We start from the raw sequence: 25,118 nt of genomic DNA on the forward strand, positions 1-25,118 counted from the left end.
CGGGTGAGTTCCGCCCCGACATCCGACGAACCGCTGGCCCCCGGTCCCACCGAATGGGGTGAGCATCCGCACGGTGTCGGGCCGTGGCGCGCGGAGTTCGGGACCGAGCCGCCGGCCGATCCGCGCTTGGATCCGGAGCTGATCGAGCACGGCGATCGGCGCAATGTGGTGGACGCCTACCGCTATTGGACGCGGGAGGCGATCGTCGCCGATATCGACCGGCGGCGGCATTCGTTCCATGTGGCGATCGAGAATTTCGGGCACGACGCGAATATCGGCACGGTGGTGCGGACGGCGAATGCCTTCGCGGCGGCGGCGGTGCACATCGTCGGGCGCAAACGGTGGAATCGCCGGGGCGCCATGGTGACCGATCGCTATCAGCACATCGAACATCACGCCGAGATCGGCGATCTGCTGCGCTACGCGGCCGAACACGACCTCACCGTGGTGGCGGTCGACAACGTCCCGGGTTCGGTGCCGCTGGAAACCGCACGCCTGCCGCGCAATTGCCTGCTGCTGTTCGGGCAGGAGGGCCCGGGCGTCACCGAGGCGGCGAAAGACGCTGCGGTGCTTACCGTCTCCATCGCCCAGTTCGGGTCCACACGCAGCATCAATGCCGGGGTGGCGGCCGGAATCGCCATGCACGCCTGGGTGCGCCAGCACGCCGATCTCACCCACGCTTGGTAGCGCGGCGAGGTGTGTGAGCTGAAGAGGTAACAAATCAGCCACGAATATGGGCGTCCGACTGGCACGATAAGTCCTATGACTACGCGGACCGGGCGCAACATCGAGCCGAACGCTGCGCTGTGGTCGGAGCGCGCGGACCTGGCGGAGTCGGCCATCGTATCCCGGCATATCCGGACCCTGTGGGCGATTCCCGGAACCCAGCTCGGCGTGGTCGGGTGGCCCGCGACCAAGCGGGAACGCGCCTTCGCGTTCTGGCACTACTGGTGGCAGGCGCACCTGCTGGACGTCGCGGTCGACGCCGCCAATCGCGCGCCCACCCCGGCCCGGCATCGCCGCTTGTGGGCGGTGGCCCAGGCGATCCGGATGCGCAATCTCAGCGGCTGGACCAACAACTACTACGACGATATGGCCTGGCTGGCAATCGCTTTGGAGCGCGCCGAGCGCACCCAGAACGTCACCGAGGTGCGCGGCGGGCTGCTGGCCCTGGAGAAGGAACTGCTGGCCGGGTACGTCCCGGAGTATCACGCCGTCCCGTGGCGCAAGCAGTCCGATTTCTACAACGCCCCCGCGAACGGCCCCACCGGCATCCTGCTGGCCCGGCTCGGCCGCTACGCCTTGGCCGCCGAAATCGCCGATTTCATCGACGACTCCTTGCGGGACAAGGAAACCGGTCTCATCTTCGACGGCATCCACCTGCCCGCCGGCGAGGTCGAGACGCCCGTCTACTCCTACTGCCAGGGCGTCACGCTCGGCCTGGAAACCGAATTGGCCGTGCACACCGGCGAACCCCGGCACGCCGAACGCGCGGTGCGCCTGATCGCCGCCGTCAACGAGCATTTCGTGGCGGGCGGCGTGGTCAAGGGCGAGAGCGGCGGCGACGGCGGCCTGTTCAACGGCATTCTCATCCGCTATCTCGGGCTGGCCGCGGTCATGCTGCCCGGCGACGGCGACGAGCACATCGAAGCCCGCCGCACCGCGGCCACCATCATTCGCGATTCCGCCACCGCCGCCTGGGAGAACCGCCTGGAGGTGGAGGGCGAACCGCTCTTCGGTCCCGACTGGAAACGCCCGGCCCGACTACCCGGGCTGGCCGGAGCCGGTGCGCTGGAAGGCGGTTCGGTGACCGGCTCGCGCAGCCCGGAACGCGATCTGTCCGTGCAGCTTTCCGGCTGGATGCTGATGGAGGCCGCGCACACGGTCACCGCCGCCGGACTCTAGGCGCTGCGCCGCACCTGCGGAATCGGCACCGTGGCGGGTTCCTCGTCGAGGTCGAAATCCTCGGCCGGACGCGACATTTCCAGGCGGTACTGCCGCACGCCCACCAGCGTGCCCAGGATCAGCCCGACCACCAGCGTCCCGATCACCGCGGGCATCAGCCACGAGATGTTCTCGATGAAACTGCCCGCGTAGTACCCGACCAGCAACAGCACCGGCGCCCAGATGATCGCCCCGATGGTCGAGGCCACCGTGTACTTGCGATGCTCCATCCCCGCCGCGCCCGCCACCAGCGGGCACAGCGTGCGCACCCACGGAATCCAGCGCGCCACCAGCACCGCCAGGAACCCGTGCCGGTGCAGCAGCTCCGCCACCCGCGCCAGATTCCGGGTGTTGATGTACTTGCCGTTCTTGCGCGCCACGATGTGATGCCCGGTGCGCTGCCCGACCACGTACCCCACCTGATTACCGGCGATGGCCGCGATCATGGTGCCCACCGACAGCGCCCACACGTGCGCTTCGCCGCCCGCCTGGGAGGCCAGCACCACGCCGGCGGTGATCAGCATGGAGTCACCGGGCAGGAACAGCCCGATGATGAACGCGCACTCCAGGAACACGAAGGTCAGGACGACCGTCCAGACGAGCACCGGCCCGGCTGTCTCGAGCGGCCCGAAGCTGCCCAGTGCGAGGTTTAGCGGGGTGCTGGACACCGTGGGCTCAGCGGTTCGGCTCGTTCGTCGCGGCGACGAACTCGGGGTCTTGCGGGGCCTTGGCGCGGTTGATCAGGTTCTTCACCACGTGGATGATGCCGGGCAGGATCGAGACGAACACGATCAGCAGGAAGATGGCTTCCACGTTCTTGCGGATGAACTCCACATTGCCCAGGAAGTAGCCGAGCACGGTGACGCCGCCGCCCCACAGGATGGCGCCGACGATGTCGAAGGTGACGAACTTGCGGTAGTCCATCTTCGACACGCCCGCCAGCACCGGCATGAAGGTGCGGACGATGGGCACGAAGCGGGCCAGAATGATGGTCTTCGGCCCGTGCTTCTCGAAGAATTCGTGGGTTTCGGTGACGTACCGCTTCTTGAAGAAGCGGGTGTCCTCCTTGTTGAACAGCGCGGGCCCGATGGCCCGGCCGATCCAGTACCCGGACTGGTCGCCCAGGAACGCCACCAGGATGACCGCGGGCAAAAGCACCCAGATGGAAACGACCGGGTTCTCCTGGGCGCTCAGCAGACCGCCAGTGAACAGCAGCGAGTCGCCCGGCAGGATCGGGAAGAGCAGACCGGTCTCGATGAAGACGATCGCCAAGATCGCCGGAAGCACCGCGTTCTTCAACCACGTGTCCTGCAGCAGGTACATGGGGTCGAGAATCTTGGGCATCGACAGGGTGGTCGTCACGGCATCGGATACGGCCAGCAAGGTCACGGCCACCACCCTACCGGTGAAACGGACGTCACACCGAACGTCGAAGCAAGCTCACAAAGTTGTCAGGGATGTGAGGGCATTTGCCCGGCAAAAAGGGGCCTCGCCTATGGTGTGGCTGACAGAATTTGTTGTAGCCAGCACACACCATCGGAGGTCATTGTGCCCATCGCGACTCCGGAGATCTACGCCGAGATGATTGCTCGGGCCAAGGAGAACTCCTTCGCGTACCCCGCCATCAACGTCACCTCGTCGGAGACGATCAACGCGGCCATCAAGGGTTTCGCGGACGCGGGCAGCGACGGCATCATTCAGTTCTCTACCGGCGGTGCGGAATTCGGTTCCGGCCTGGGCGTCAAGAACATGGTCACCGGCGCGGTCGCGCTGGCCGAGTTCGCGAATGTCGTTGCGGCCGAGTACGACGTGACCATCGCGCTGCACACCGACCACTGCCCGAAGGACAAGCTGGACACCTTCGTGCGCCCGCTGCTGGCCATCTCGGCCGAGCGCGTGAAGAACGGTCTCAACCCGCTGTTCCAGTCGCACATGTGGGACGGCTCGGCCATCCCGATCGACGAGAACCTGGAAATCGCGAAGGAACTGCTCAAGCAGGCCCACGCCGCGAACATCATCCTCGAGGTCGAGATCGGCGTCGTCGGCGGTGAAGAGGACGGCGTCGAGAACGCCATCAACGACAAGCTCTACACCTCGCCCGAGGACTTCGAGAAGACCATCGAGGCGCTGGGCGCGGGCGAGAACGGCAAGTACCTGCTGGCCGCCACCTTCGGCAATGTGCACGGCGTCTACAAGCCGGGCAATGTGAAGCTCAAGCCCGAGGTGCTCGCCGAGGGCCAGCGCGTCGCGGCCGCCAAGCTGGGCCTGGGCGCGGACGCGCAGCCGTTCGACTTCGTCTTCCACGGCGGTTCCGGCTCGCTGAAGTCCGAGATCGAGGACTCGCTGCGGTTCGGCGTCGTCAAGATGAACGTCGACACCGACACCCAGTACGCCTTCACCCGCCCGGTCGCCGGCCACATGTTCGGCAATTACGACGGCGTGCTGAAGATCGACGGCGAGGTCGGCAACAAGAAGGTCTACGACCCGCGTTCCTACCTCAAGAAGGCCGAAACCTCGATGGCCGCGCGCGTCGTCGAAGCCTGCAACGACCTGAAGTCGGCGGGACGCTCGATCAGCGCCAAGTAAGGTAACTCCGAGCGGGGAAAACCTCGCGCATGTGCGGCGAGCCTGCCGCGGCGGTCGAAAACCCGTCGCGGCGAGTTCGTTTCGGTGACTTTCGAGGTGCAGGGCATGACTCTCGATGTGCGGGTCCTCGGGCCTGTGCAACTGCTGGTCGACGGCCGTCCGGTTACGGTCGGCGGCCCGAAGCCGCGTGCGTTGCTGGCCGCGCTGACCGTGAACCGGCGGCGCGCCGTGTCGTCGCAGGCATTGGCGGACATCGTCTGGAACGACGAACCGCCCGACTCGTATCAGGCGAGCCTGCAGGTGTTCGTCTCCAATATCCGTAAGACGCTGCGCAATGCGGGCGTCGACTCGGCGGCGGTGCTGCGCACCGAATCCTCGGGATACCGGCTGGAGATCGAGGACGCCGACTGCGATCTGGGCCGGTTCGAGAACATTCGCCGGGCCGGGCAGGAGGCGGTGAACGCCGGCAATCATGCCGCCGCCGCCCGCCTGTACGCGGATGCCTTGGCGGAGTGGACCGGTCGCGCGCTCGACGATCTGTCCGGCCTGTCGTTCGCGGAGAGTTTCGCGACCGCCATGGACGAGGAGCGGCTGCTGGTCGCCTCGGCCCGCATCGACGCCGAGATCGCCTGCGGGCGGGCGTCTTCGGTGGTGGGCGAGCTGGTCTCGATGACCAATGCGCATCCGCTGCGCGAGCCGCTGTGGATGCAGCTGATCACCGCGCTCTATCTATCCGGCCGCCAGGCCGACGCGCTGGAGGCGTGCCGGCGGGTGCGTGGCGTGCTGTCCGACGAACTGGGCATCGATCCGGGTCCGGCGCTGGTGGCCCTGGAACAGAAGGTGTACCGGCAGGAGCCGTTGCAGACCGGGCAGATGGCCGAGGTGGATCGGATCGCCAAGGCCATGACCGAGACGGTGACCGAGATGCCGCGCGCGGTGCGGGCCGGGCAATTGCGGCTGCCGGACGGGCGGATCGCGCCGATCGGGACCCAGGGCATGAAGATCGGCCGGATGACCGACAACGATCTGGTGCTCGACGATCCCAAGGCCAGTCGCTATCACGCGCAGATCATTCCGAGCCGGGCCGGGCTGCTGATCAAGGATCTGCATTCGGCCAACGGCATCTACATCAACGAGGAACCGATCGAGAGCGCCGCGGTGCTCGCCGACGGGAACGAGATCCGGATCGGCACCACGGTGCTGATCTTCCAGGCGCTGCACTGAAATTCTCGGCGAGTACCGGGGATTCGCGGGCGGTCGCGGGTAGGGTCTCGCTCCGGATGTGTCCGGTGTGACCGAATGGCGAGAGGTTGAGGCATTGGCCAAGCGACTGCTGGCCGTGATGGGAGCGGTGGTCTTCACCACCGGCGCGCTGGTATCGGCGTCCCCCTCCACGGTGCGGGCGGAAACTGGTGAATCCGGTGCGGCGCAGGGCGTTCCGGGCGTCGGGCCCTGTAAGAGCGATCCGGCCCCGGTGCACGAATCGATCGTTCCCAAGAATCTCGAGGTGCCGATCTCGTATCCGGCGGTCACCGTCGATCCGGGACCGCCGAAAGAGATCGTCAACCGGGTCGAGATGGAGCTGCCCGCCGATCCGTGCGTGAGCCCGTGCCCCGACCTCACCGACGGCCCGGCCGCCGCGCCGAGCGTCTTCGAACAGCTCGGCCTGCCGCGCCTCTATCTGCGCCCGCAGCCGTTCTATTTCGCCTTCCCCAACCCCAACCCCCAACCGGTGCCGCCCGCCCCGGAGCCGGTGACCCCGGCCGTCGAAGCGGCCGCGCAGGCGCCCGCCCGGCCCATGCCGCAGGTGTCGCGGGTGCGCGAGGTGGCCAAGCTGACCGGCGCCAATTCCATCAACCGCACCGACAAGCGCTGGCAGGTGCAGGGCACCGACCTGGGCATCATGTGGGAGAGCAAGCCGGGCGAGATCGCCATGGCCTTCGGCGACACCGTCGGCGCCAACTTCCATCCGCCGGGCGGCATGGGCGACGACTGGCGCTCCAACTTCCTGGCCTTCAGCACCGACCGCGAGCTGAGCGACGGGGTCACCATCGACCGGATGGTGACCGATTCGCGCTGCCACGCGGTGGAGCTGCTGTCCAGCAAGAAGCTCGACAATGTCGAGATCACCACCATCCCCACCTCGGGGTTCGCGCTCGGCGACCGGCAGTACATGAGCTACATGTCGATCCGCACCTGGAACAGCATTCCGGGCACCTGGTACACCAACTACGGCGGTCTCGCCTACTCCGACGACGGCGGCGAGCACTGGACCAAGGATCCGCATGCCAAGTGGGAGAACATCTTCGGGGTCTCCAACTTCCAGGTGGCGTCGATGGTGCCGCAGGGCGACTACGTCTACATGTTCGGCACCGCCAATACCCGGCTGGGCGCGGTCGGGCTGGCGCGGGTGCCGAAGGATCAGCTCCTCAACACCACCGCCTACCAGTACTGGCGGGACGGGTCCTGGGTGCCGGCGGTGAACGGGTTCGTGCACCTCAGCGAGATCGCCGAGGCGCCGGCGGCGGAACTGTCGGTGCGCTACGACGCCGACCGCAAGGTGTGGCAGATGGCGTATCTGGACACCGCCAAGGCGTCCATCGTGGTGCGCGAATCGGATACGCCGCAGGGCGTGTGGTCACCGGGCGCGCCCATGGTGAGCGCACTCCAATTCCCGGAGCTGTACGGCGGTTTCATCCATCCGTGGTCGACGGGCCAGGATCTGTACTTCACCATGTCGACCTGGAACGACTACAACGTCTACCTGATGCACGCCGAAATGAACTGAGCCGCAGACGAAGAAGGGCGGTCCGCACCGAATGTGCGGACCGCCCTTCGTTTTTCGAGCCTTCGTTTTTCGAGCCTCAGCTCAGGCGCACCTCGGCGATGGCGCGGCCGAAGAGCTTCTTGCCCTCCGAGGTCGCGCCCAGCACGATGGTGGCGGCGCCGGATTCGGCATCCACCGACTTCACCTTGCCGGTGAATTCGACGATGGTCGGGGAGGTGGGCTCCACCGCGACGTAACCGGAGAACCGGACGCTGAACTTGCTCAGCGCGGACGGATCGCCCAGCCATTCCACCAGGTAGCCGGCGGTCAGGCCCATGGTGAGCATGCCGTGCGCCACCACGGTGGGCAGGCCGACCAGCTTGGCGGCGGCATCGCTGAAGTGGATGGGGTTCGGGTCGCCCGAGACGCCCGCGTAGTTGACCAGGTCGCCGCGGGTGACGGGCACCTTGGCGGCGGGCAACTCGGTGCCGGCGGTCAGGGTGGCGGCCTGCGGGGTGGTGTGCACCGGGCGGGCGGGGGCGGGGGCCTGGGGCTCGCCCACCTCTTCCGGGGCCAGCAGGATCAGCCCGGACGGGTCGGTGAGGTCGCGCTCGGCGTCCGCCACATGCCCGTGCATGACCACACCGGCGACCGTCTGCACGGTGGCCGGATCGATCTCGACGCCCTTGCGGGCCACGATGGTGGTGGTGGCGACCAGCACCGGCAGCGCCTCGGCATCGGCCAGGGTGACCTTGATGGTGATGAAGTCGTTGTCGCCGAACGCGCGAATGCTGTCCACCGCGACGTCGACGGCCAGGTGGTCGTCGGCCAGGATCGGGCGGTAGTACTCGAAGATCTGATCGGTCTGCAGGATCTGCGACACGTCGTATTCGGTGAGCACGGTGCCGATCAGCGAGCGCGTGGTGGCGGCGCCGATCACCGAGGCGAAGGTGGGGGAGGCCAGCAGACTCTCGTAACCCAGCTTGCGGGCGTCGGTCTCGTTGTGATGACCCGGATGGTCGTTGCGCACGGCGCGCGCGAACTCGCGGATCTTCTCGCGACCGACGTCATAGTGATCGCGAACTCGAAAGTGCCGGCCGACCAGTGCGGTGGCGGCGGCGGCTTCAGCCGTCTCCGGCATGGTGTTCAGCTCCCTGCAATTCGAAAACCGGTGGGCCCGCGCGGCTTCGGCGACGCACACGACAACACCGGCGAGGTCCCGCCGAGGCGTCGAAAGCCGGAGGGCAGGCCCAGACAATCCGGGCCATGTTACCGACGTGGTGGTCTGTTGACCAGGTGTATGTGATGTTCATCGCGAGGGTGGGCGTCAATGCGTCAGGCTCACAGGAAAGCCACCGGAGACTCCCAGAAATGGGGGGCGGTGGTGTGGCCGGGCGGGCAAAGCCCGCACGAAAAATAGTGGGGTCGCCTCGTCTGCCGTCCCCGGCTGTGGTCCCCCTGTCGGGAGCCGTCGCCTCGCCTTCCGGCGTCGTTCCGGCCGTTGTCGCGTTCCAAAGCCGCGACTCGGGACGAGTGGCACATGAGTGCGGGGATTGTGGGCGTGTTTCCGCGCTCATGTGCCACTGATCTTGGGCGGGGTGGTTTCCCGGGGTGGTGTTTCAGATTGGTGAGGGGTGGGTCAGTTCTGGGGGTCGCAGACCTTCCAGTCGCCGTCGGTTTGGCGGAGGTCGAAGGTGCGGGCGGATTGCTTGCCGGGGTCGGCTTCGGTGTAGACCGTCGCGGAGGCCATGGCGGTGTCGCCGGTGATCTTGATGGCGTCCACGCTCTTCACGACCGGGATGCTCTTCTGTTCCTTCGAGGTCTTGTAGACGCCCGCGAACTGCTCCGCCGAGATCTTCGAATAGAAGTCGTGCTGGGTACCGCAGGTGATCCCGCGCAGCTTCTCCAGATCCCCACTGGACAACCCGTCCGTATAGGTGCTGATCGCCCGCTTGACCTTCGCCTCCGGCGAGTTGTCGGTCCCACCCGACGTCAACCCGACCACAGCCCCGATCACCACGACCACAGCCAGAATCGCCCCACCGATCAACAGCAACTTCTTCTTCGACCCACCGTCCGCAGGAGCATCCACCCCACCCGCCGGCACCCGCTGCGGCTGCGCGATCTGCTCCACCCCAGCGCCCTGCTGCTGCACACCGCCATCACCATCGACCGGCCGCCGCGGCGGCGCACCCGCCTCCCCCGCAGCCGGAATCCGCTGCGGCGGAGCAATAACCCGAGGCTGCGGCCGCCCGACCTGCGGCCCACCCTGGTTCGGGCCACCTTGATTCGGGCCGCCCTGGTTCGGCCCACCCTGGTTGGGGCCACCTTGGTTCGGCCCACCCTGCTTTGGGCTTCCTTGGTTCAGGCCGCCTTGGTTAGGTCCAGCCTGATTGGGACCCGCCTGATTGGGGCCACCCGGCCGACCCGGTCCCTGCGGTCCGCCCTGACCGGGGCCTTGCGGTGCACCCGCCCCGACCCGCTGCGGTCCGACCGCGCGCGGTCCACCCATCGGCGAGACGGGCGCGGTCGGCTGATTGTCGGCGGGCGACGGCGCACTACCCGGCCGCCGTGGCCCCATCGGCGGACGCGGCGGCGCGGGCCGAGTCTCCTCGACACCCGCACCCTTCGAATCCTGAACCGGCGCACCGCTACCCGGCGCACCGCTACCCGGCGCACCGCCCGGCGCGCTGATGCTCGGCACCCCACCCGGCGCGGCCCCACGCGGCCCGGCATTCCGCGGACCGGAGTTCCCACGTGGCGTCACGGGCGGCTTGCTGACCGCCCGCCCCTGCGGCCCGGAAACCCGCATCTTCTCGGTCGGCGCATCCCCGGAGACCACGGGCAGCATCGTCGTGGCCGCATCATCCGCGTTCGGAAGCTTCTGAATAGCAACAGTTTTCGCGTCCTCGGCCCCTGCGGTGCCGCTCACGTCGGTCCGGTCCGCGCCTCCGGATGGCCCTTCGGCCGTCTCGTCCCCAGCGTCCGATCCGCCGTTCGCACCCGCCGGTCCGCCGGTCCGCCGGTCCGAATCACCCTGCGGGCCGGACTGTTCCGGCTTGCTTCCGGCGCCCGGTGCGCCACCAGCCGCCGCCGGTCCGGATTTCGCAGTCGAAGGGTCCGATGCGCCTGCGGTATTCGAAGCTCCGGGCTGCGCGGCCTTCGCGCTGTCCGACGTACCCGGACGCCCCGCAGCCGCGTTTCCGCCCTGCGGCCGGACAGCCTGGAATTGCATGGTGGCATCCGCGTCCGTCACCGCGGACTGCCCTGCTCCGGACTGACCAGTGGACGAGCCGGGCCCCCGCACATCGCCCTGCTGAGTGCCCCCGGTTCGATTGCCCTGCCCGGCGGCCGCATTCGGATTGCCCTGCCCGGTGGCCTGATTGGGATTTCCTTGTCCAGCCGCCGGATTACCCTGCCCTGCCTGGGGAGATTGCCCGGCAGGGGCGGCGGGTCCACGCGCAGCGCCTTGCGCCGGGCCGCCGGAGCGCTCGGCCGGACCTGACGCGGCCTTCGGAGCGCCTTGTCCCGCAGCGGCTCCCGTGCCCTGGCCGGGGCGTCCGCCCAAGCCGGTATTGGGCCGTCCACCGGCCTGCGGCGGTTCGTACTGGATCGTGGCGAATCCGGGCTTGCCCGCCGGACCGGAACCTCCGGTCGCGCCTGCGGCACCGGCTGGGGTCGAACCACCGCCTGCGGCACCGGAATTCGCCGGACCGGAGTTACCGGGGCCTGCGTTGCCGGCATTGCCTTCGGCATTCGGGTTTCCGGGGCCGGACCCTGCCGGATCGCCACCAGTCCTGCCGGTCCCTGCGGGTGCGGCCGGGCCGGCGGTGGGCGGGGTGCCGCCGGTGGGGATCACTTCGGTGGCGGCGGTGGGGGAGACCACGGGGGTTGTCGGCATGGCCGCGGTGGATTCGGCGCGGGTGTCGCGTCGTTCGCCGGGGTTCTTCTGGGCGGCCGTGGAGTCGGCCTTGTCGGTGGGGTGCGCGACAGTGGCGTCGTCGGAGTTGTCGCGGGCCGGGGCTGCGGCGGGCGGGGCCGACACGCCCGGGGTGGCGGGGGTGGCGGTGGTGTCCGGTTCGGCGGCCGCGCCCTGGGCTGCCTTGCGGGCAGAGTCCTGCGGCTGCTGGTCGTCTTTCGGCTCGGACACGCGCTACCCCTCGGTTCGGCTGAACTGTGATTCGACGGTCAGCCTACTGAGCATTCGGGCAGTCGGTGCAGAATGATCGGCATGACCTCCTTCGGTGATCTACTCGGACCGCAGCCGGTATTGCTTCCGGAAAATATCGACGCCGAGGGGGCGTTGCTGGAAAACCAGGATCCGGTGCAGGTCGCGGCACAGTATCCGTCCGCTTCCATCGCCTGGGCCTACCTGGCCGAGGCCGCGTTGCAGCGCGGCGAGAACGAGACCGGCGAGGTCAACCACGACATCATCGCCGCCTACGCGTTCGCGCGCACCGGCTACCACCGCGGCCTGGACCTGTTGCGCCGCAACGGCTGGAAGGGCTTCGGCCCGGTGCCGTGGAACCACGAACCGAACCAGGGCTTCCTGCGCTGCGTGGGCGCGCTGGCTCGCGCCGCCCGCGCCATCGGCGAATCCGACGAGTACGCCCGCTGCCTGGATCTGCTGGAGGACTGCGACCCGCGCGCGGCCGCGGAACTGGGCCTCGACTGAGTCCTGCGGACTTGACGACCGGATTCAGCGACACCTTCGACGCCGCCAAGGAGAGCGGCGCGGCCCGGATGCGCAAAGCCTCGGGCCGGGTGCGCTCGTCCCTGCTGCCGATCGTGCAGTGCGCGATCGGCGCCGGCCTGGCCTGGCTGATCGCGCACGACATCATCGGCCACGAACACCCGTTCTTCGCCCCGATGGCGGCCATGATCTCGATCGGCGTCTCGTTCGGCGCCCGCCTGCGCCGCGCGGTGGAATTGATCGTCGGCGTGGCCGTCGGCATCGGCGTCGGCGACCTGTTCGTCTCCCAATTCGGTTCCGGCGTCTGGCAGATCTCGCTGCTGGTGCTGGCCGCCATGAGCACCGCGGTCTTCCTCGACGGCGGCCCGGTGATCACCATGCAGGCCGCCAGTTCGGCCGTGCTGGTCGCCACCCTCATCCCGCCCAGCAGCGGCGGCTCCGGCCTGCGCATGGTCGATGCCCTGGTCGGCGGCCTGGTGGGCATCATCGTGGTGGCGGCGATTCCGTTGCATCCGGTGCGCCGCGCCCGCCAGCAGGCCGCCGACATCCTGAACGTCATGGGCACCGCCCTGGTCGAATGCGCCGACGGCCTGCTCGAACACGACGCCACCAAGATCAAGAACGCACTGGAGGCGGCGCGAAAGACCCAGGCCCCCATCGATTCCCTGCGCAATACCCTCGAGGGCAGCTCGGAGATCATCCGGATCTCCCCGCTGTACTGGAACTCCCGCACCCGCCTGGACCGCCTGCGCCAAGCCGCCGACCCGCTCGACAATGCCGTCCGCAATGCCCGCGTCCTGCTCCGCCGCGCTCTCACCTCGGTCCGCGACGACGAGGTGCTGGACCCGCGCCTCATCCAAGAGGTAGCGAAACTCGGCCAGGCCGTGGACGTGGTGCGCCGCATGATGCTCGCCGACCCGGGCGATCAGCCCGACGCCGCCGAGGCCACCCGCGTCCTGCGCACGGTCGCGAAGGGCGCCACCAAGGACCTGGTCGACAACGCGGGCGTGTCCGCGCACGTGGTTTTCGCGCAGCTGCGTTCCATCGTGGTCGATCTCATGCAGGTCTGCGGCATGCGCCGGCTCTCCGCCATCGCACTGCTGCCGCCCACCGTCGTCCACCCCTACGTCACCCCCATCGACTGACCCGCGTAGACCCGTCGCCACCTGCGGGATCGCGTACCTGATCAATGAGTAGTGCACTACTCGGGTGTATCCGCCTGTGCCGCTCTACCGTTCGAGATAGTTCGGGCCGGCGAGGGGTTGGTCCGGCTCCGGTTTCGCGGCGGCGGGACGTATCGAACTACAGCCAGAACCGTGTCAGCGTCCCGCCGTAAGCGGGCCAGCGCGAAGGAATTCCGGACAGATCGAACAGCCCGTGCACGGCGTCGAAGAACAGCGCGTTCAATTCCGGCACGAACAGCAGCGCCACCAGGATCAGCACCCCGTACGGCTTGATCTGATCCAGCGACCGTCGCGTCTGATAGCTCAGCGACGGTTCCAGAATCCCGTAGCCGTCGGTCCCCGGCACCGGGATCAGATTCAGCACGGTCGCCGTGATCTGCAGGAACGCAAGGTAACTCAGCCCGAACCAGAACGCGGCATGCTCGTTCGCATCGCCCCAGATCTTGATGATGATCAGCAGGACCACCGCGCACGCGGCATTCGCGGCGGGCCCCGCGGCGCTCAGAATCCGCTGCGTACGCGGGCTGAACGCATGCGAGTGCACGTACACCGCACCACCCGGCAGCGCGAACCCGCCGATCGCGATGAACAGCACCGGCAGCGCGATCGACAGCAGCGGATGCGAATACTTCAACGGGTTCAAGGTCAGATACCCGCGCAGCTCCACCTCGCGATCCCCGGCCCGCCACGCCACATACGCGTGCCCGAACTCGTGCAGGCACACCGAGACGATCCAGCCCGCCACCACCATCAGGAAGACGCCGAGCTCCGCCTGCTTGGACAGCAGTTCCGAATTCCAGGCCAGCACCCCGCCCGCGACGGTCAGCGCGACCACGAGCAGGAAGACCGGCGAGGGCCGCACGGCCCCGGGGGCACGGCGCATCGCGAAATCTTGATTCATCGGACTCCTTGTGTGGGACCCCGGTTTTCGAGCCGCGGGGACGCTGTCAGCGTACGAGCAGCCACGGTTCGTGGTGGCGGTAGAACGTGGAGCGTTTCACCACCCGGTCGGTGGTGATGCCGTCCCGGGTCACCACCGCGCCCGGCGTGCCCAGCTGCATGGCGCGCCCCTCGACCCACTTGCGCTTGCGCAGCCCGCGCGGCACGGTCGCGTGCAGGCCCGGCATCGCCAGGGTGGGGGAGACGTGCAGGGCGCTGACCTTGCCGGTGAACAGCCGTGTGTCGTCCACGTACGCTTCGCCTTCGAGCTTCTGCCCGTTCATGCCGACCAGGGTGGCGCGGCCGATGAGCACCTTGCCGGTGTCGTCGCGGATCAGCGGCGTCTCGGTGGCCTTGCCTTCCAGCGCGCGCTTGGCGGCGGCCGATCCGGTGCCGGTCTCGTAGGCCCGCGAACCGTAGGTGCGATCGACCGGCACGTAGCCGATCTCGACGTGCAACCGTTCGGTCCGCAGCAGATGGGTGAGCACCGCGGCCAATCCGGCGTCCTCACCGAGCACGATCAGGCGCGGCAGGCTGTCGGCGGCCATCACCGGAAGTAGCTCGTCCAATGCCGAAGCCTCGGGGATGGCCGAAGTCTGGGTCAGGGGGAGCGAAGCCAATGCGATCGGAACCGGTGCGCCATCGCAGCGGAGAACATGGGTACTCAACTGCGGTACACCCTCCTCTGACCTGACATGTCGATCGCCTCGCTGCGTTCTCGCGGACCCCCGGCCGGTCCGGCTCCCCGTGCCACCATAACCCTGACGCTTATGGGTCGCTGGCTTCGCTGCTCACCCGTTACGTCGGATTCGCCGGACCCGGACCGCGAACCAGGGGGTATGTGGGCATCGCGTAAACTGTGCCTCCGGCCACCGCCTTCCGACGGCGGGTAGCTGCAGCACCGCAGTGCTGCGCGTCGATCCCGTAGGAGACTTCTGATGCCGGCAATCGTGCTGATCGGCGCCCAGTGGGGCGACGAGGGCAAGGGCAAAGCAACGGATCTGCTCGGTGACAGGGTTAATTGGGTCGTCCGCTACCAGGGCGGCAACAACGCCGGTCATACCGTGGTCCTGCCCAATGGTGAGAGCTTCGCGCTGCACCTGATTCCGTCGGGCATCCTGACGCCGGGTGTGACCAACGTCATCGGCAATGGCGTGGTGGTGGATCCGGGCGTGCTGCTCGCCGAACTGGCCGGTCTGGAAGAGCGCGGTGTGGACACCTCCCGCCTGCTGCTCTCCGCCGACGCGCACCTGATCATGCCGTACCACGTGGCCATCGATAAGGTCACCGAGCGCTTCCTCGGCAACAAGAAGATCGGCACCACCGGGCGCGGCATCGGGCCGTGCTACCAGGACAAGGTCGCCCGCGTCGGCGTCCGCGTCGCCGACGTGCTGGACGAGAAGATCCTCACCCAGAAGGTCGAAGCCGCACTGGAATTCAAGAACCAGGTGCTGGTGAAGATCTACAACCGGCGCGCGCTGGATCCGCAGCAGGTCGTCGACGAGGTGCTGGAGAAGGCCGAGGGCTTCAAGCACCGCATCTCCGATACCCGGTTCCTGCTCAACCAGGCGCTGGAGAACGACGAGACCGTGCTGCTGGAGGGTTCGCAGGGCACCCTGCTGGACGTCGACCACGGCACCTACCCGTACGTGACCTCCTCGAACCCGACCTCCGGCGGTGCGGCCGTGGGTTCCGGCGTGGGCCCCAACAAGATCGGGGTCGTGCTCGGCATCCTCAAGGCGTACACCACCCGCGTCGGCTCCGGCCCGTTCCCGACCGAGCTCTTCGACGAGTCCGGCGCGTACCTGGCCAAGACCGGCGGCGAGGTCGGCGTGACCACCGGCCGCGCCCGCCGCACCGGCTGGTTCGACGCCGTGATCGCCCGCTACGCCACCCGCGTCAACGGCATCACCGACTACTTCCTCACCAAGCTGGACGTGCTCTCCAGCCTCGACACCGTGCCGATCTGCGTGGCGTACGAGATCGACGGCGAGCGCGTGGAGCAGATGCCCACCACCCAGACCGAATTCCACCACGCCAAGCCCATCTACGAAGAGATGCCGGGCTGGTGGGAGGACATCTCCGGGGCGCGCACCTTCGAAGACCTACCGGCCAATGCGCAGGCGTACGTCAAGCGGCTCGAAGAGCTGTCGGGCGCACGGGTGTCCTGCATCGGCGTGGGTCCGGGGCGTGACCAGACCATCGTGCGGCACGACATTCTGGCGTAAACGCCTGAGATAGAACGAAACTCGCGCCCGCTGCTGATGCAGCGGGCGCGAGGTGTTTCGGAGGCGCGAGGTGTTTCGGAGGCGCGAGGTGTTTCGGAGACGCGAGGTGTTTTCGTGAGGCGCGAGGTGTTTCTCGCGACGCGGTTCTGGGGTGTGTCTCCCAACACTTTTCGGGGGTTCGGGGGCGGAGCCCCCGAGAATCTCTCCCTCCCCGGTCAGTAGAGCGGCGCCAGCGGCGCGAGTGGGTCGGCGGCGTGGGGCGTGAGCGCGGCGTAGGCGGCTGCGATCGACTTCACCGCCAAGCGGATATCGGATTCCTCGTGGGTGAAGGGGAGGCGGATGAAGCGCTCGAACGCTCCCTGGACGCCGAAACGTGGTCCGGCGGCGAGCAATACGCCGTGATTCGGGGCGATGGCGGCCAAGGCGGTGGAGACCGGGGCGGGGAGCTGCGCCCACAGGGACATGCCGCCCGCGCCGGGGGAGACACGCCAGTCGGGGAGTTCCTCGGCGATGGATTCCAGCAGGGCATTGCGGCGGGAGAGCAGCTGTTCCCTTCTGGTGGTGAGGATCTGGTCCTCGTGCTGGAGCAGATAGACGGTGGCCAGCTGATCCATCACCGGGGTGCCGAGGTCGACGGTGGAGCGCGTGCCGAGCAGCTTCGCGATCAGCGATTGATTGGCGCGCACCCAGCCGACGCGCAGGCCGCCCCAGAACGATTTCGACGCCGAACCGATGGTCACGATCTCCGAACCGCGGGCGAAAGACGCTGCGGGCGGCATGATCTCGTCGGTCAGGTGGAGATCCACCATGGATTCGTCGACGATCACCGTCATGCGGGTCTCGCGGGCGATGGCGGCCAGTTCGGCACGGCCCTCGGCATTCAGCAGCAGGCCGGTGGGATTGTTGTAGTCCGGCACCAGATACGCCACGCTCGCCGCGGTCTGCCTTGCCGCGCTGCGGATTCCGTCCATATCCCAGCCTTCGGGCCGCATCGGCACCGGGACCGGCCGGGCCCCCACATCGCGAATGGCCTCAATTGCGTTGGGGTAGCTGGGATGTTCGATCAGCACGCGTTCGGCCGGGGTGGTGAGCACATTCAGCAGCAGGCGCAGGCCGTGCTGCGCGCCGAGCGTGACCAGGATCTGTTCGGGATCGGTCGGCAGCCCGCGTTCGGTGTAGCGGCGGGCCAGGGCCTCGCGCAGCATGAGCATGCCGACCGGGTCCATGCCGTGCGTGCCGAGATAGGTCGGAAGTCCTTGCAGCGCAAAGGCGTACGCGTCGGTCATCTCCGCGGGTGCGGACATGGCGGCGAAGGTCATGTCGATGGTCGGCACTTCCGGCTGCGCCATCATGGCGAGCAGGCTGCGGGCCGGTTTGGTGCCGTCGTGCACGACGGTCGGCGGCAGGGCGACGGTGCTGCGCGAGCCCTGCCGGCTGATCAGATACCCGTGCTCGCGCAGCAGCGCGTAAGCCGAGGTCACCGTGGTGCGGCTGACAGCCAGGGTGGTGGCCAGATCGCGTTCGCTGGGCAGCGCCACCCCCAGCGGGGCGCGCCCATCGTGGATCAGCAGCCGGATGCTCTCCGCCAATGCCACGTACGCCGGCCGGGTGGACCGTTTGCTGTCCGCCGCGGCCCCCGGCTCGTCCTGCCGCCACCGGCCCAGGTCGCGCGTGAGGCTGGCCGCGCCGATCACTCGTGTCGCCATACAGTCCAGTATCGGGGCACTGGATATTTTCTTCAACCCCCGACCAGTCCACTATTTCCTCATGATCGCTCTGCTCACCTCCTTCGCGGTGGTCGCGGCCTTCGCCGCGATCGTCTACCTGTTCGCCCCCGCCTCCGGTGAACGCTGGGGCGTGCTGCTCGAGCGTTACCGCCCGCACGCCCCCATGTCGGACTGGTCGGTCGCCGATTACGAAGCGTCCCGCCAATACTCGGACCTGGCGGCCGCCCGATCCCGGCAAGATCCCGAACCCCCTTCCCTCGCCCAACGTCGGTCGGCCGGCTTCCCCGACCTGTCCCGCATCCCCTGCCGTGAGGAAGCAGTCCAGTTCTAGGAAACTGGCCTCAAGCCACCTGGTTGGACTGGACCGCACACCTACCTTCAGGCCGTCGAATGCATCCACCCCACGCCGCCGCGCCCGACCGGGCGCGGCGGCCTCATGCTGCCCGGCCCGCCCCAACCGGCCACGCTGAAACCGGCCACGCCGAAACGCGGGACACCGACGACGCTGGGCCGCAGTCGAACGCGCCCTCGCCGAGGCCGCCGGCAGCGGCGGGGAACGGTCCAGCCGAAACTCGCCGCGCGGATCTGCGGTCCTCGAACTGCGATGAGCGGCCATTGGAGATCGCTCGGGGGCGCGGGCTGTCGGAGGCCACTCGTGCCGGGGCGCACTCGGCGGACGACCGTGGCCGAATGCCGCCGGAAGTTGTCGGACCCGTGGTGCAGACTGGCGTTATGTCCGCACCGGCCCGCCCTTTGGCCTCGGCGGCGCTTTTCGATACCGCGATCGGCACCTGCGCCATCGCCTGGAGCGCCACCGGCGTCCTGCGTTTCGCACTGCCCGATCCGGACGCGGCCACCACTCGCAGCTACATCCTGCGCCGCCACCGGCTCGCCGAGATCCGTGAGGCCGAGCCGACTCCCGTCATCGCCGATGCCATAGACCGAGTCCGCGCTCACCTTGCCGGCGATCTCGACGATCTGCGCGCCATCCCCCTGGACCTGTCCGCGCTAAACGACTTCGACCAGGCCGTCTACCGCATCACCCGTGCCATCGACCCGGGCCACACTCTCAGCTACGGCACCGTGGCCAACCGCATCGGCGCCCCCGGCGGTGCTCAGGCCGTAGGTCAATCCCTGGGCCGCAACCCTATCCCGCTCATCATCCCCTGCCACCGGGTGCTGGCCGCCGACCATGCCCTGCACGGCTTCTCGGCCCCCGGCGGCGTCACCACCAAACAGCATCTCCTGGAAATCGAACGCACCCCCGGCTTCGGCGAACCCACCCTGTTCTGACCGAGCCGATCGCCCCGCGTTCGAAAACCGCAACGTGCTTCGCATAACGTTTCTTCACAGCGAAGGTCACAATTCAGTATTGCCCGAAATTCGCTTTCAAACTCGAACCCCTTGTCGCACACTCGATTCTGTCGACAGCACGAAAGCATCCATTGCGCACGAACGGCCCTCGGCCGGCACGTGCGGCAGCCGAGGTTATGCGCGGCCCCGGCTACCGTCGAAGAATCCGATCGGACCGCCCTGACGGTTCGATCGGATTCCGGCATCCAGGACGCTCCCGCTCAGCCGGCATTCCCTGGAACACCGAAACAGCGCCCGCACCAACATCCGTTGGCGCGGGCGCCCCGCATGCCGGGTGAGGTTCGACCACCGGACGGTCGCCTGGCGACTTAGAACGCGGCGCCGAGGAATCCGCCGACCGCGCCGCCCGCGATACCGCCGGCAACGCCACCGACTACCGCGGCCGGGATGCCGAGGGCGGCAGCACCGGCGGCAGCGCCGACGCCCGCACCGATGAGCCCGCCACCGATCGGTCCACCCACTACGTCGATGGGTGCTGTCCAAGGCGCGACCGCCACACCGGCGGCGCCGAGCGCGGATCCGATGCCCGCGCCGACGGCCGCGCCCACGATGCCGCCCGGTACCGCACCGGCGATCGCCATGGGTACGCCGGCAGCGATCGCACCGCCGACCGCACCGGCCGCGACTCCCGCGATGGTCCCCGCCGCGATCCGATCCGACCGGCTCGGGTTGATGCCGATCGAGTTGAACCCGGTAGCAATGGCCGCTTCGGTATTCGCGGCCGCCTCGTTCACGGGAGTGAGCACATTGTCCGGAACATCATCCGGCACAGCCGAAGTGAAATCCCCCAACCGCAGCGTCCGCGGCGGCGGAGCGATAGGCGCCACCGGAACCACCGGCCCCGGCACATGCAATTCCTGCCAATTGATCGCGGGCACCGCCTGCTGCGGCTGCGGCACCGCCCGGAAGTTAGGCGGCACAACATAATCCGCCCCCGGAACCGGCCCCGGCTTCACCGGCGTAGTAACCCCCGGCTGCACCTGCCCCGGCCGCTGCACCCCGGCCTGCTCCGCCTGCCGCCCCACCCCCGGCTGCACCGTCTGCGCACCGAGCGACCCGCCCAAACCACCGGACGGCAGCGCAGCCCCCGGCTGCCCCGCCGCGGCCCCCGGCTGTCCCGCCTGCACTCCTGGCACCGAACCTCCCGGTACCCCACTCCCCGGCGCAGCACCCGGAACCGCCTGCGCCCCAGGACCGGTCGTAACCCCAGCCACACTCCCCGCCGAACCACCCGGCGCCACCCCCTGCGGATCAGTCGTCCCGGAGCAAGCCACCGCCAACGCCAGCGGAATCACTCCCACCACCGGCAACAGCGCCCGCCGCGCCCCACGACCACCGACTACCCGATCCCGACGCATCACGCCGAACACCACCTTCACCACTCGATTTCACCGGCCCGATCAGGCCGAACAACAACGAGACCCGTCACCACCGGCAACGCCTCCCGCCCGATCCGCTTCTCTCACCACGTAATTCGCACCCACCCCCACCCCGGCGCTCCCCACCCCCAACTTCGCGCAACCCCACCCGCGTGTCGCACCCACCCGCCGCCCGAAACCCACGAACCGATCGCGCGGACACGCCGATCCCGCCCCAACCGATTCCCGCCGACGATGAATCGACATGCGATCGAGCGGCGACCTGGAACTCCCCCTCGCCGCAGTTGCCGTGCGCAGGTGCCGACCGACCACCCGAATTCGAGCGTCCAGTAACCGCAAGCGGATTCGAAGCCGAGCGCTCGCGACGCTGAGAGGAGCGCTGTGAGACCGGGCGTCCTCTCGAACGTCCGCCCAGCCCCCGACGTCGCACCGGTTGGCTTGTGCGGGAGGCGAATCAGATGTCGCTGCCGGTCGGGTGGCGGTCAGAGGTTCGCGCCGGCCCAGAGGCCCGCTCCGGCGCCGCCGGCCACACCGCCGATGAGGGCGCCGACGGCTGCGGCCGGGAGGCCCACGGCCGCTGCGCCGGCCACGGCGCCGATCGCCGCTCCGATGGCGGCGCCGCCGGGGGCGGCCAGGGCTGCGGCGCCGGCGAAGGTGGCGATCGCGGGGCCGGCCGCTCCGATGATCGCGCCCGGGATGGCGCCGGGGCCGCCGGTGGACGCCGCGCCGGCGACCGTGCCGATGGCGGCGCCCACCGCGGCGGCCGCGACCGGGATGCCGACGATGCCTACCGTGCCGACGACCGCGCCGACACCGGCGCCGATCAGGCCGCCACCGACACCGCCGGCGATAGCGGCCGGAATACCGGCCACAGCGGCGCCGACCAGTGCGCCGCCGACGGCGCCGGCCGCGGTGGCGGCGGCGATCTTGTCGGAGCGACTCGGGTTGATACCGATGGACTTTCCGCCGGTCGCGACGGCGGCTTCGGCATTGGCCGCGAAGTCGTTGACCGGGTCGAGGATGTCGCTGGGCACCTCGTCCGGGACCTCGGTCATGAAGTCGCCGATGCGCAGGGTGCGCGGCGGCGGGGCGATGGGGGCCACCGGCTCGACGGGTTCGGGGGCGTGCAGCTGCTGCCAGTCGATGGCCGGGGCCGGTTCGGTTTCCACCGGGATGGGGCGGTGGGAGGGCGGGACGGCGTAGTCGGCCTGCGGGGCGGGGGCCGGGGCCGCGGGTTCGACGGTGGTGCCGGGCTGGCGGCCGCCGGAGTTGCCGGGGCTGTTGACGCCGGGCTGGGCGGGGCTGGTGACGCCGGGCTGCGGGATGGCTTGGGCGACGCCCGCGCAGGCGATGGCGATGGCCAGCGGCAGCGCGCCCATGGCGGGGCGCAGGGCGTGGCGGAGCACGCCGGTATTCATTTCTCGATGCCGACGAGTCACGCCGAAACACCACCCTCATCAGATCTGGAACTGTCCCCCGCGGCTCGGAGAGGGCCGCTTGGCTGACCTGGAACGGTCAGTTCGCGAGGATGGTAGCTGATTGGAAACTGTTGGTTCCAGATCTGATTTCGAGGAAGCTATTACCGACGTTGCCGGGCGAGACGTATCCCACACTGCACTGGCAGAACGCGCACGATACGAGCCGCGAATCTCACGCTTCGGATTTGCCGAAAGATGACCCGCCCCGCATCAGCTCGGCGAGCGCCTCCCGATCGGTCACGTCGAGCTTGATGCACGCGCGATACAGATGCCCCTCCACCGTGCGCACCGACACGGTCAGCCGATCGGCGATCTGCCGGTTGGACAACCCGGCCGCGACCAGATTCGCGATCTCCCGCTCCCGGGCCGTCAACGGCAATGGTTGCGCGGACTGCCGCAACGCGGGCGTACTGGCCCCGCCGCAAGCCGCCGCCAGCCGATTAGCGGTGGCCGCCGATTCGAGCAATCGCCGCCGATCACCCGCCCGCTCGTGCGCGGACGCGGCCTGCGCGGCGGCGTCGGCCGCCGACAACAGCACCCCGATCGTCTCGAATTCCGCTGCGGCAGCGTCCAATCCGGGCCCATCGTGCGCCGCCACCGCGACCGCGTGCCGGGCCTGCGCCTGCACCAGCCGCCCGTCCACCCGCGCCGCCAGATCCGCGAGCCGCCCGGCCACCGAGTGATCCCCGAACCGCGCCGCGGTATGCAATGCCATGGCCTCGATGGCGTGCTGATGCGACCGCGCCGCCGCGTCGGCCGCCCCCAGCGCGAGCCGGATGGCGGGCGTCGCGGTGCCTTCCGCCGCCGCCTGCCACGCCTTCGCGATCTCCAGCTGCGGCTGATACACCGCACTGTGCCGCCCGCCCCGCTCCTCCGCGAGCGCGATCGACTCCGCCGCCTCGGCCGCTCGCCCGAGCGCCGAATACGCTTCCGCCAGCCGCAATCTCGCGGGATACATCCAGGTCGCCGCCCCCTCCATGGTGAGCGCCGCGAGCGCCTGCTCGAGATTGTCGATGCCCTGCGGGAACCTTCCCTGCGCGACGTCGACGGTCCCCTGCAGGATCCGGCTCATCCCCCACGCGTGGTACTGCCCGGCCGACGAATACGTGTAAGGGCTGCTCGCACAACGCCTCGCGTCCTCGAGCTCCCCGGTGAGCGTGAGCGCCAGCACTTCCGCGTGCGTCGACATGAACCGGTTCAGCCCGTCGATATGCGATTCGATCTGATGCCCGCGCTCGGCGTACTGCCGCGCCGCTTCCCCGCGCCCCATGAACGCCAGCGCCAGCCCGCCCCCGAAGGCCGCCCACCACACCGCCCACGGCGGCGCGCCTTCCGCGTTCATGACGGGTTCGGCGAGCTGGAACGCGTCGTCGAGCCGGTTCTCGTGGACGGCGCACGCGGAGGCCAGCCCGTCGAGGGTGAGCGCGGTCTTGGGATGTTCGACCCGGCTGCGCACCGACGCCAGCACTTCCTCGGCCCGATCGGCATCGCCCATGGACCAGAACAGATTCGACACCCGGGTGCTGCCCCACCGCACCAGCTGCACTTCGTTCAATTGATCCGGATCGAACCCCGCCAGAGTCCGTTCGGCCTCGATGCGATGCCCCTGCCACAGCAGCGCCCGCGCCAGCAGATCCGCCGCCTCGACCCCGCCCCGCCGTTCCACCGCGGCCCGCGCGAACCGTTCGCCCAGTGGCAGATTCGCCAAGGCGATGGCATCGGCCGCCGCAGCTTCGAACAATTCCAGATCCGCCGATTTGTCACTGTCCAAAGCCAATTCGGCCAGGCGGATTCGATCCGACGCCGAGGGGATGGGCCGTTCCCGCAGCGACGAATACAGCCGCCCGCGCAACCGGCGTGCCGACGCGATCCCCAGCCGTCGCCGGATCACCTCGCCGAAGAGCGGATGGTTGTACCGGACCAGCAATTGGTGACTGTTCTCGACAATCCTTATGGCGCCGCGGTTTTCGGCCGCCTCGACCGCTTCCGCCCCTGCCAGCTCCGACAGCACATCCAGGTCGATCGGTTCGCAGAAGGTCAGCAACTCGAGTACTCGCAGCACCGGCTCCGGCAGCTGCTCCACCCGATCCTCCAGCAGCGCAGCCAATTCCGAGGTGACCGCGGCCCGCCCGCGCAATTGCCACACCCCGTTGACCTGCCGCAGCGTCCCCGCTTCCAGCGCTCCTTCGACCAGGTGCCGCAGGAAAAGCGCGTTCCCCCCGGACGATTCCCACATCAGGTTGGAGGTGAACCCCTCCAACTGCCCGCCCAGCATGGATTCCACCAGTTCGACGCTCTGCCGCTGGGTGAACGGCGACAGGTCGATGCGCAGCAGATGCCCGTCCTTCCACAGCGAGGTCACCGCGTCCGGCACCGGCACCCCGCTGCGCACGGTGGTGACGATCCGCGCGGCCTTGTCGATGGCCAGCTGCAGCAGCAGCGTCGCCGACAGCTGGTCGAGCAGATGCGCGTCGTCCACGCCGATGATGGTGTGCCCGTCCGCGAGCAGCGCCTCACGCGCCGCGGCCATGAAGGTCACCGGGTCGTGGGCCGTGTACACCCCGACCATGTGCGCGAACACGCCCAAGGGGATGGATCTGGCGGATTCGGTGCCGGCCACCCAGCGGACGTTGCCGCCGACGGCGGCGGTGGCCTGCCGCGCCAGCGTGGTCTTTCCGACTCCCGCGTCACCGGTGAGAACGGCGCCGACGAAGTCGCCGCCGCTCAGCGCCGACCTGATCGATTCGAGTTCGCCCTCGCGTTCGACCATCGGCCAATTCCGAGCCATGGCTCAACTGTAGTGCGCCGACCCATAGTGA

Annotated in this window: 20 protein-coding genes; 10 read left to right on the forward strand and 10 right to left on the reverse strand. The window is 68.8% G+C overall.

What is annotated here, in order from left to right:
- Positions 1-3 precede the first annotated feature (3 nt).
- The gene (locus tag LTV02_RS33205) at positions 4-687 is read left to right on the forward strand and encodes a TrmH family RNA methyltransferase (RefSeq protein WP_233035589.1); all 684 of its coding nucleotides are present in this window, start codon (positions 4-6) and stop codon (positions 685-687) included.
- Between the two features lie 75 nt (positions 688-762).
- On the forward strand, positions 763-1,905 hold the full coding sequence (locus tag LTV02_RS33210; RefSeq protein ID WP_233035590.1) for a glycoside hydrolase family 76 protein: 1,143 nt from the start codon (positions 763-765) through the stop codon (positions 1,903-1,905).
- Here the strand turns inward: LTV02_RS33210 and LTV02_RS33215 are convergent.
- Together LTV02_RS33215 and LTV02_RS33220 are read right to left on the reverse strand one after the other, a co-directional pair.
- Positions 1,902-2,612 (reverse strand): DedA family protein, encoded by a 711-nt coding sequence (locus tag LTV02_RS33215; RefSeq protein WP_233035591.1) that lies wholly within the window; start codon positions 2,610-2,612, stop codon positions 1,902-1,904. The genes LTV02_RS33210 and LTV02_RS33215 overlap by 4 nt on opposite strands.
- A gap of 7 nt (positions 2,613-2,619) precedes the next feature.
- Positions 2,620-3,288, reverse strand: coding sequence for a DedA family protein (locus LTV02_RS33220; protein ID WP_233041801.1), 669 nt, complete (start codon positions 3,286-3,288; stop codon positions 2,620-2,622).
- 204 nt (positions 3,289-3,492) lie between these two features.
- On the opposite strand from LTV02_RS33220, the gene fbaA reads away from it, so the two are divergent.
- The 3 genes from fbaA (at position 3,493) to LTV02_RS33235 (ending at position 7,318) form a co-directional block, all read left to right on the forward strand.
- Positions 3,493-4,530: a class II fructose-bisphosphate aldolase gene (gene fbaA / locus LTV02_RS33225; RefSeq protein ID WP_067722373.1), complete on the forward strand. Its 1,038-nt coding sequence runs from the start codon at positions 3,493-3,495 to the stop codon at positions 4,528-4,530.
- Positions 4,531-4,635: 105 nt separating this feature from the next.
- On the forward strand, positions 4,636-5,754 hold the full coding sequence (locus tag LTV02_RS33230) for a BTAD domain-containing putative transcriptional regulator (RefSeq protein WP_067722413.1): 1,119 nt from the start codon (positions 4,636-4,638) through the stop codon (positions 5,752-5,754).
- 94 nt (positions 5,755-5,848) lie between these two features.
- Complete coding sequence (locus LTV02_RS33235) at positions 5,849-7,318, forward strand: DUF4185 domain-containing protein (RefSeq protein WP_408639437.1); 1,470 nt, start codon at positions 5,849-5,851, stop codon at positions 7,316-7,318.
- A 76-nt stretch (positions 7,319-7,394) separates the two neighbouring features.
- Here LTV02_RS33235 and LTV02_RS33240 read toward each other — a convergent pair whose 3' ends face one another.
- A complete protein-coding gene (locus LTV02_RS33240) occupies positions 7,395-8,438 on the reverse strand; it encodes a fused (3R)-hydroxyacyl-ACP dehydratase subunits HadA/HadB (protein WP_233035592.1) in 1,044 nt (347 codons plus the stop codon).
- Positions 8,439-8,936: 498 nt separating this feature from the next.
- The gene (locus LTV02_RS39385; RefSeq protein WP_269821578.1) at positions 8,937-11,447 is read right to left on the reverse strand and encodes an Rv0361 family membrane protein; all 2,511 of its coding nucleotides are present in this window, start codon (positions 11,445-11,447) and stop codon (positions 8,937-8,939) included.
- An 81-nt stretch (positions 11,448-11,528) separates the two neighbouring features.
- Between LTV02_RS39385 and LTV02_RS33255 the strand changes: the two genes are divergently transcribed.
- Both LTV02_RS33255 and LTV02_RS33260 read left to right on the forward strand, forming a co-directional pair.
- Complete coding sequence (locus tag LTV02_RS33255) at positions 11,529-11,972, forward strand: DUF3151 domain-containing protein (RefSeq protein ID WP_233035593.1); 444 nt, start codon at positions 11,529-11,531, stop codon at positions 11,970-11,972.
- Between the two features lie 68 nt (positions 11,973-12,040).
- Entirely contained in the window at positions 12,041-13,135 is a 1,095-nt protein-coding gene (locus tag LTV02_RS33260; protein WP_233041805.1) for an FUSC family protein, read from the forward strand.
- A gap of 157 nt (positions 13,136-13,292) precedes the next feature.
- Here the strand turns inward: LTV02_RS33260 and LTV02_RS33265 are convergent, their stop codons facing one another.
- Complete coding sequence (locus LTV02_RS33265; protein ID WP_408639294.1) at positions 13,293-14,075, reverse strand: site-2 protease family protein; 783 nt, start codon at positions 14,073-14,075, stop codon at positions 13,293-13,295.
- Between the two features lie 46 nt (positions 14,076-14,121).
- Complete coding sequence (locus LTV02_RS33270; protein WP_067722385.1) at positions 14,122-14,781, reverse strand: hypothetical protein; 660 nt, start codon at positions 14,779-14,781, stop codon at positions 14,122-14,124.
- A gap of 270 nt (positions 14,782-15,051) precedes the next feature.
- On the opposite strand from LTV02_RS33270, the gene LTV02_RS33275 reads away from it, so the two are divergent.
- On the forward strand, positions 15,052-16,341 hold the full coding sequence (locus tag LTV02_RS33275; RefSeq protein ID WP_233035594.1) for an adenylosuccinate synthase: 1,290 nt from the start codon (positions 15,052-15,054) through the stop codon (positions 16,339-16,341).
- Positions 16,342-16,556: 215 nt separating this feature from the next.
- On the opposite strand, the gene yczR is transcribed toward LTV02_RS33275, so the two are convergent.
- The gene (gene yczR, locus LTV02_RS33280; RefSeq protein WP_067722391.1) at positions 16,557-18,047 is read right to left on the reverse strand and encodes a MocR-like transcription factor YczR; all 1,491 of its coding nucleotides are present in this window, start codon (positions 18,045-18,047) and stop codon (positions 16,557-16,559) included.
- A 61-nt stretch (positions 18,048-18,108) separates the two neighbouring features.
- On the opposite strand from yczR, the gene LTV02_RS33285 reads away from it, so the two are divergent.
- Together LTV02_RS33285 and LTV02_RS33290 are read left to right on the forward strand one after the other, a co-directional pair.
- Positions 18,109-18,399, forward strand: a complete 291-nt coding sequence (locus LTV02_RS33285; RefSeq protein WP_233035595.1) for a hypothetical protein — start codon at positions 18,109-18,111, stop codon at positions 18,397-18,399.
- Between the two features lie 359 nt (positions 18,400-18,758).
- Positions 18,759-19,361 carry a methylated-DNA--[protein]-cysteine S-methyltransferase gene (locus tag LTV02_RS33290; protein WP_408639295.1) on the forward strand — a complete coding sequence of 201 codons (603 nt, stop codon included), beginning with the start codon at positions 18,759-18,761 and terminating at the stop codon, positions 19,359-19,361.
- A 389-nt stretch (positions 19,362-19,750) separates the two neighbouring features.
- On the opposite strand, the gene LTV02_RS33295 is transcribed toward LTV02_RS33290, so the two are convergent.
- The 3 genes from LTV02_RS33295 to LTV02_RS33305 all read right to left on the reverse strand — a co-directional run bounded on the left by LTV02_RS33295 (position 19,751) and on the right by LTV02_RS33305 (position 25,087).
- The gene (locus LTV02_RS33295; RefSeq protein ID WP_233041926.1) at positions 19,751-20,578 is read right to left on the reverse strand and encodes a hypothetical protein; all 828 of its coding nucleotides are present in this window, start codon (positions 20,576-20,578) and stop codon (positions 19,751-19,753) included.
- 725 nt (positions 20,579-21,303) lie between these two features.
- Positions 21,304-22,239 (reverse strand): hypothetical protein, encoded by a 936-nt coding sequence (locus LTV02_RS33300; protein ID WP_233035597.1) that lies wholly within the window; start codon positions 22,237-22,239, stop codon positions 21,304-21,306.
- Between the two features lie 232 nt (positions 22,240-22,471).
- Positions 22,472-25,087 (reverse strand): helix-turn-helix transcriptional regulator, encoded by a 2,616-nt coding sequence (locus LTV02_RS33305; RefSeq protein ID WP_067721207.1) that lies wholly within the window; start codon positions 25,085-25,087, stop codon positions 22,472-22,474.
- Positions 25,088-25,118 lie beyond the last annotated feature (31 nt).

Source organism: Nocardia yamanashiensis, from assembly GCF_021183565.1.
GTDB classification, from domain to species: domain Bacteria; phylum Actinomycetota; class Actinomycetes; order Mycobacteriales; family Mycobacteriaceae; genus Nocardia; species Nocardia yamanashiensis.

Excerpts from the sequence above, each read along its gene's own strand:
- LTV02_RS33210 (WP_233035590.1), top strand. The coding sequence starts at position 763 with ATGACTACGCGGACCGGGCGCAACATCGAGCCGAACGCTGCGCTGTGG.
- LTV02_RS33230 (WP_067722413.1), top strand. The coding sequence starts at position 4,636 with ATGACTCTCGATGTGCGGGTCCTCGGGCCTGTGCAACTGCTGGTCGAC.
- LTV02_RS33300 (WP_233035597.1), bottom strand. The coding sequence starts at position 22,239 with ATGAATACCGGCGTGCTCCGCCACGCCCTGCGCCCCGCCATGGGCGCG.
- LTV02_RS33220 (WP_233041801.1), bottom strand. The coding sequence starts at position 3,288 with ATGCCCAAGATTCTCGACCCCATGTACCTGCTGCAGGACACGTGGTTG.
- LTV02_RS33240 (WP_233035592.1), bottom strand. The coding sequence starts at position 8,438 with ATGCCGGAGACGGCTGAAGCCGCCGCCGCCACCGCACTGGTCGGCCGG.
- LTV02_RS33275 (WP_233035594.1), top strand. The coding sequence starts at position 15,052 with ATGCCGGCAATCGTGCTGATCGGCGCCCAGTGGGGCGACGAGGGCAAG.
- LTV02_RS33285 (WP_233035595.1), top strand. The coding sequence starts at position 18,109 with ATGATCGCTCTGCTCACCTCCTTCGCGGTGGTCGCGGCCTTCGCCGCG.
- yczR (WP_067722391.1), bottom strand. The coding sequence starts at position 18,047 with ATGGCGACACGAGTGATCGGCGCGGCCAGCCTCACGCGCGACCTGGGC.
- LTV02_RS33260 (WP_233041805.1), top strand. The coding sequence starts at position 12,041 with ATGCGCAAAGCCTCGGGCCGGGTGCGCTCGTCCCTGCTGCCGATCGTG.
- LTV02_RS33290 (WP_408639295.1), top strand. The coding sequence starts at position 18,759 with ATGCCGCCGGAAGTTGTCGGACCCGTGGTGCAGACTGGCGTTATGTCC.
- LTV02_RS33305 (WP_067721207.1), bottom strand. The coding sequence starts at position 25,087 with ATGGCTCGGAATTGGCCGATGGTCGAACGCGAGGGCGAACTCGAATCG.
- LTV02_RS33265 (WP_408639294.1), bottom strand. The coding sequence starts at position 14,075 with ATGAATCAAGATTTCGCGATGCGCCGTGCCCCCGGGGCCGTGCGGCCC.
- LTV02_RS33255 (WP_233035593.1), top strand. The coding sequence starts at position 11,529 with ATGACCTCCTTCGGTGATCTACTCGGACCGCAGCCGGTATTGCTTCCG.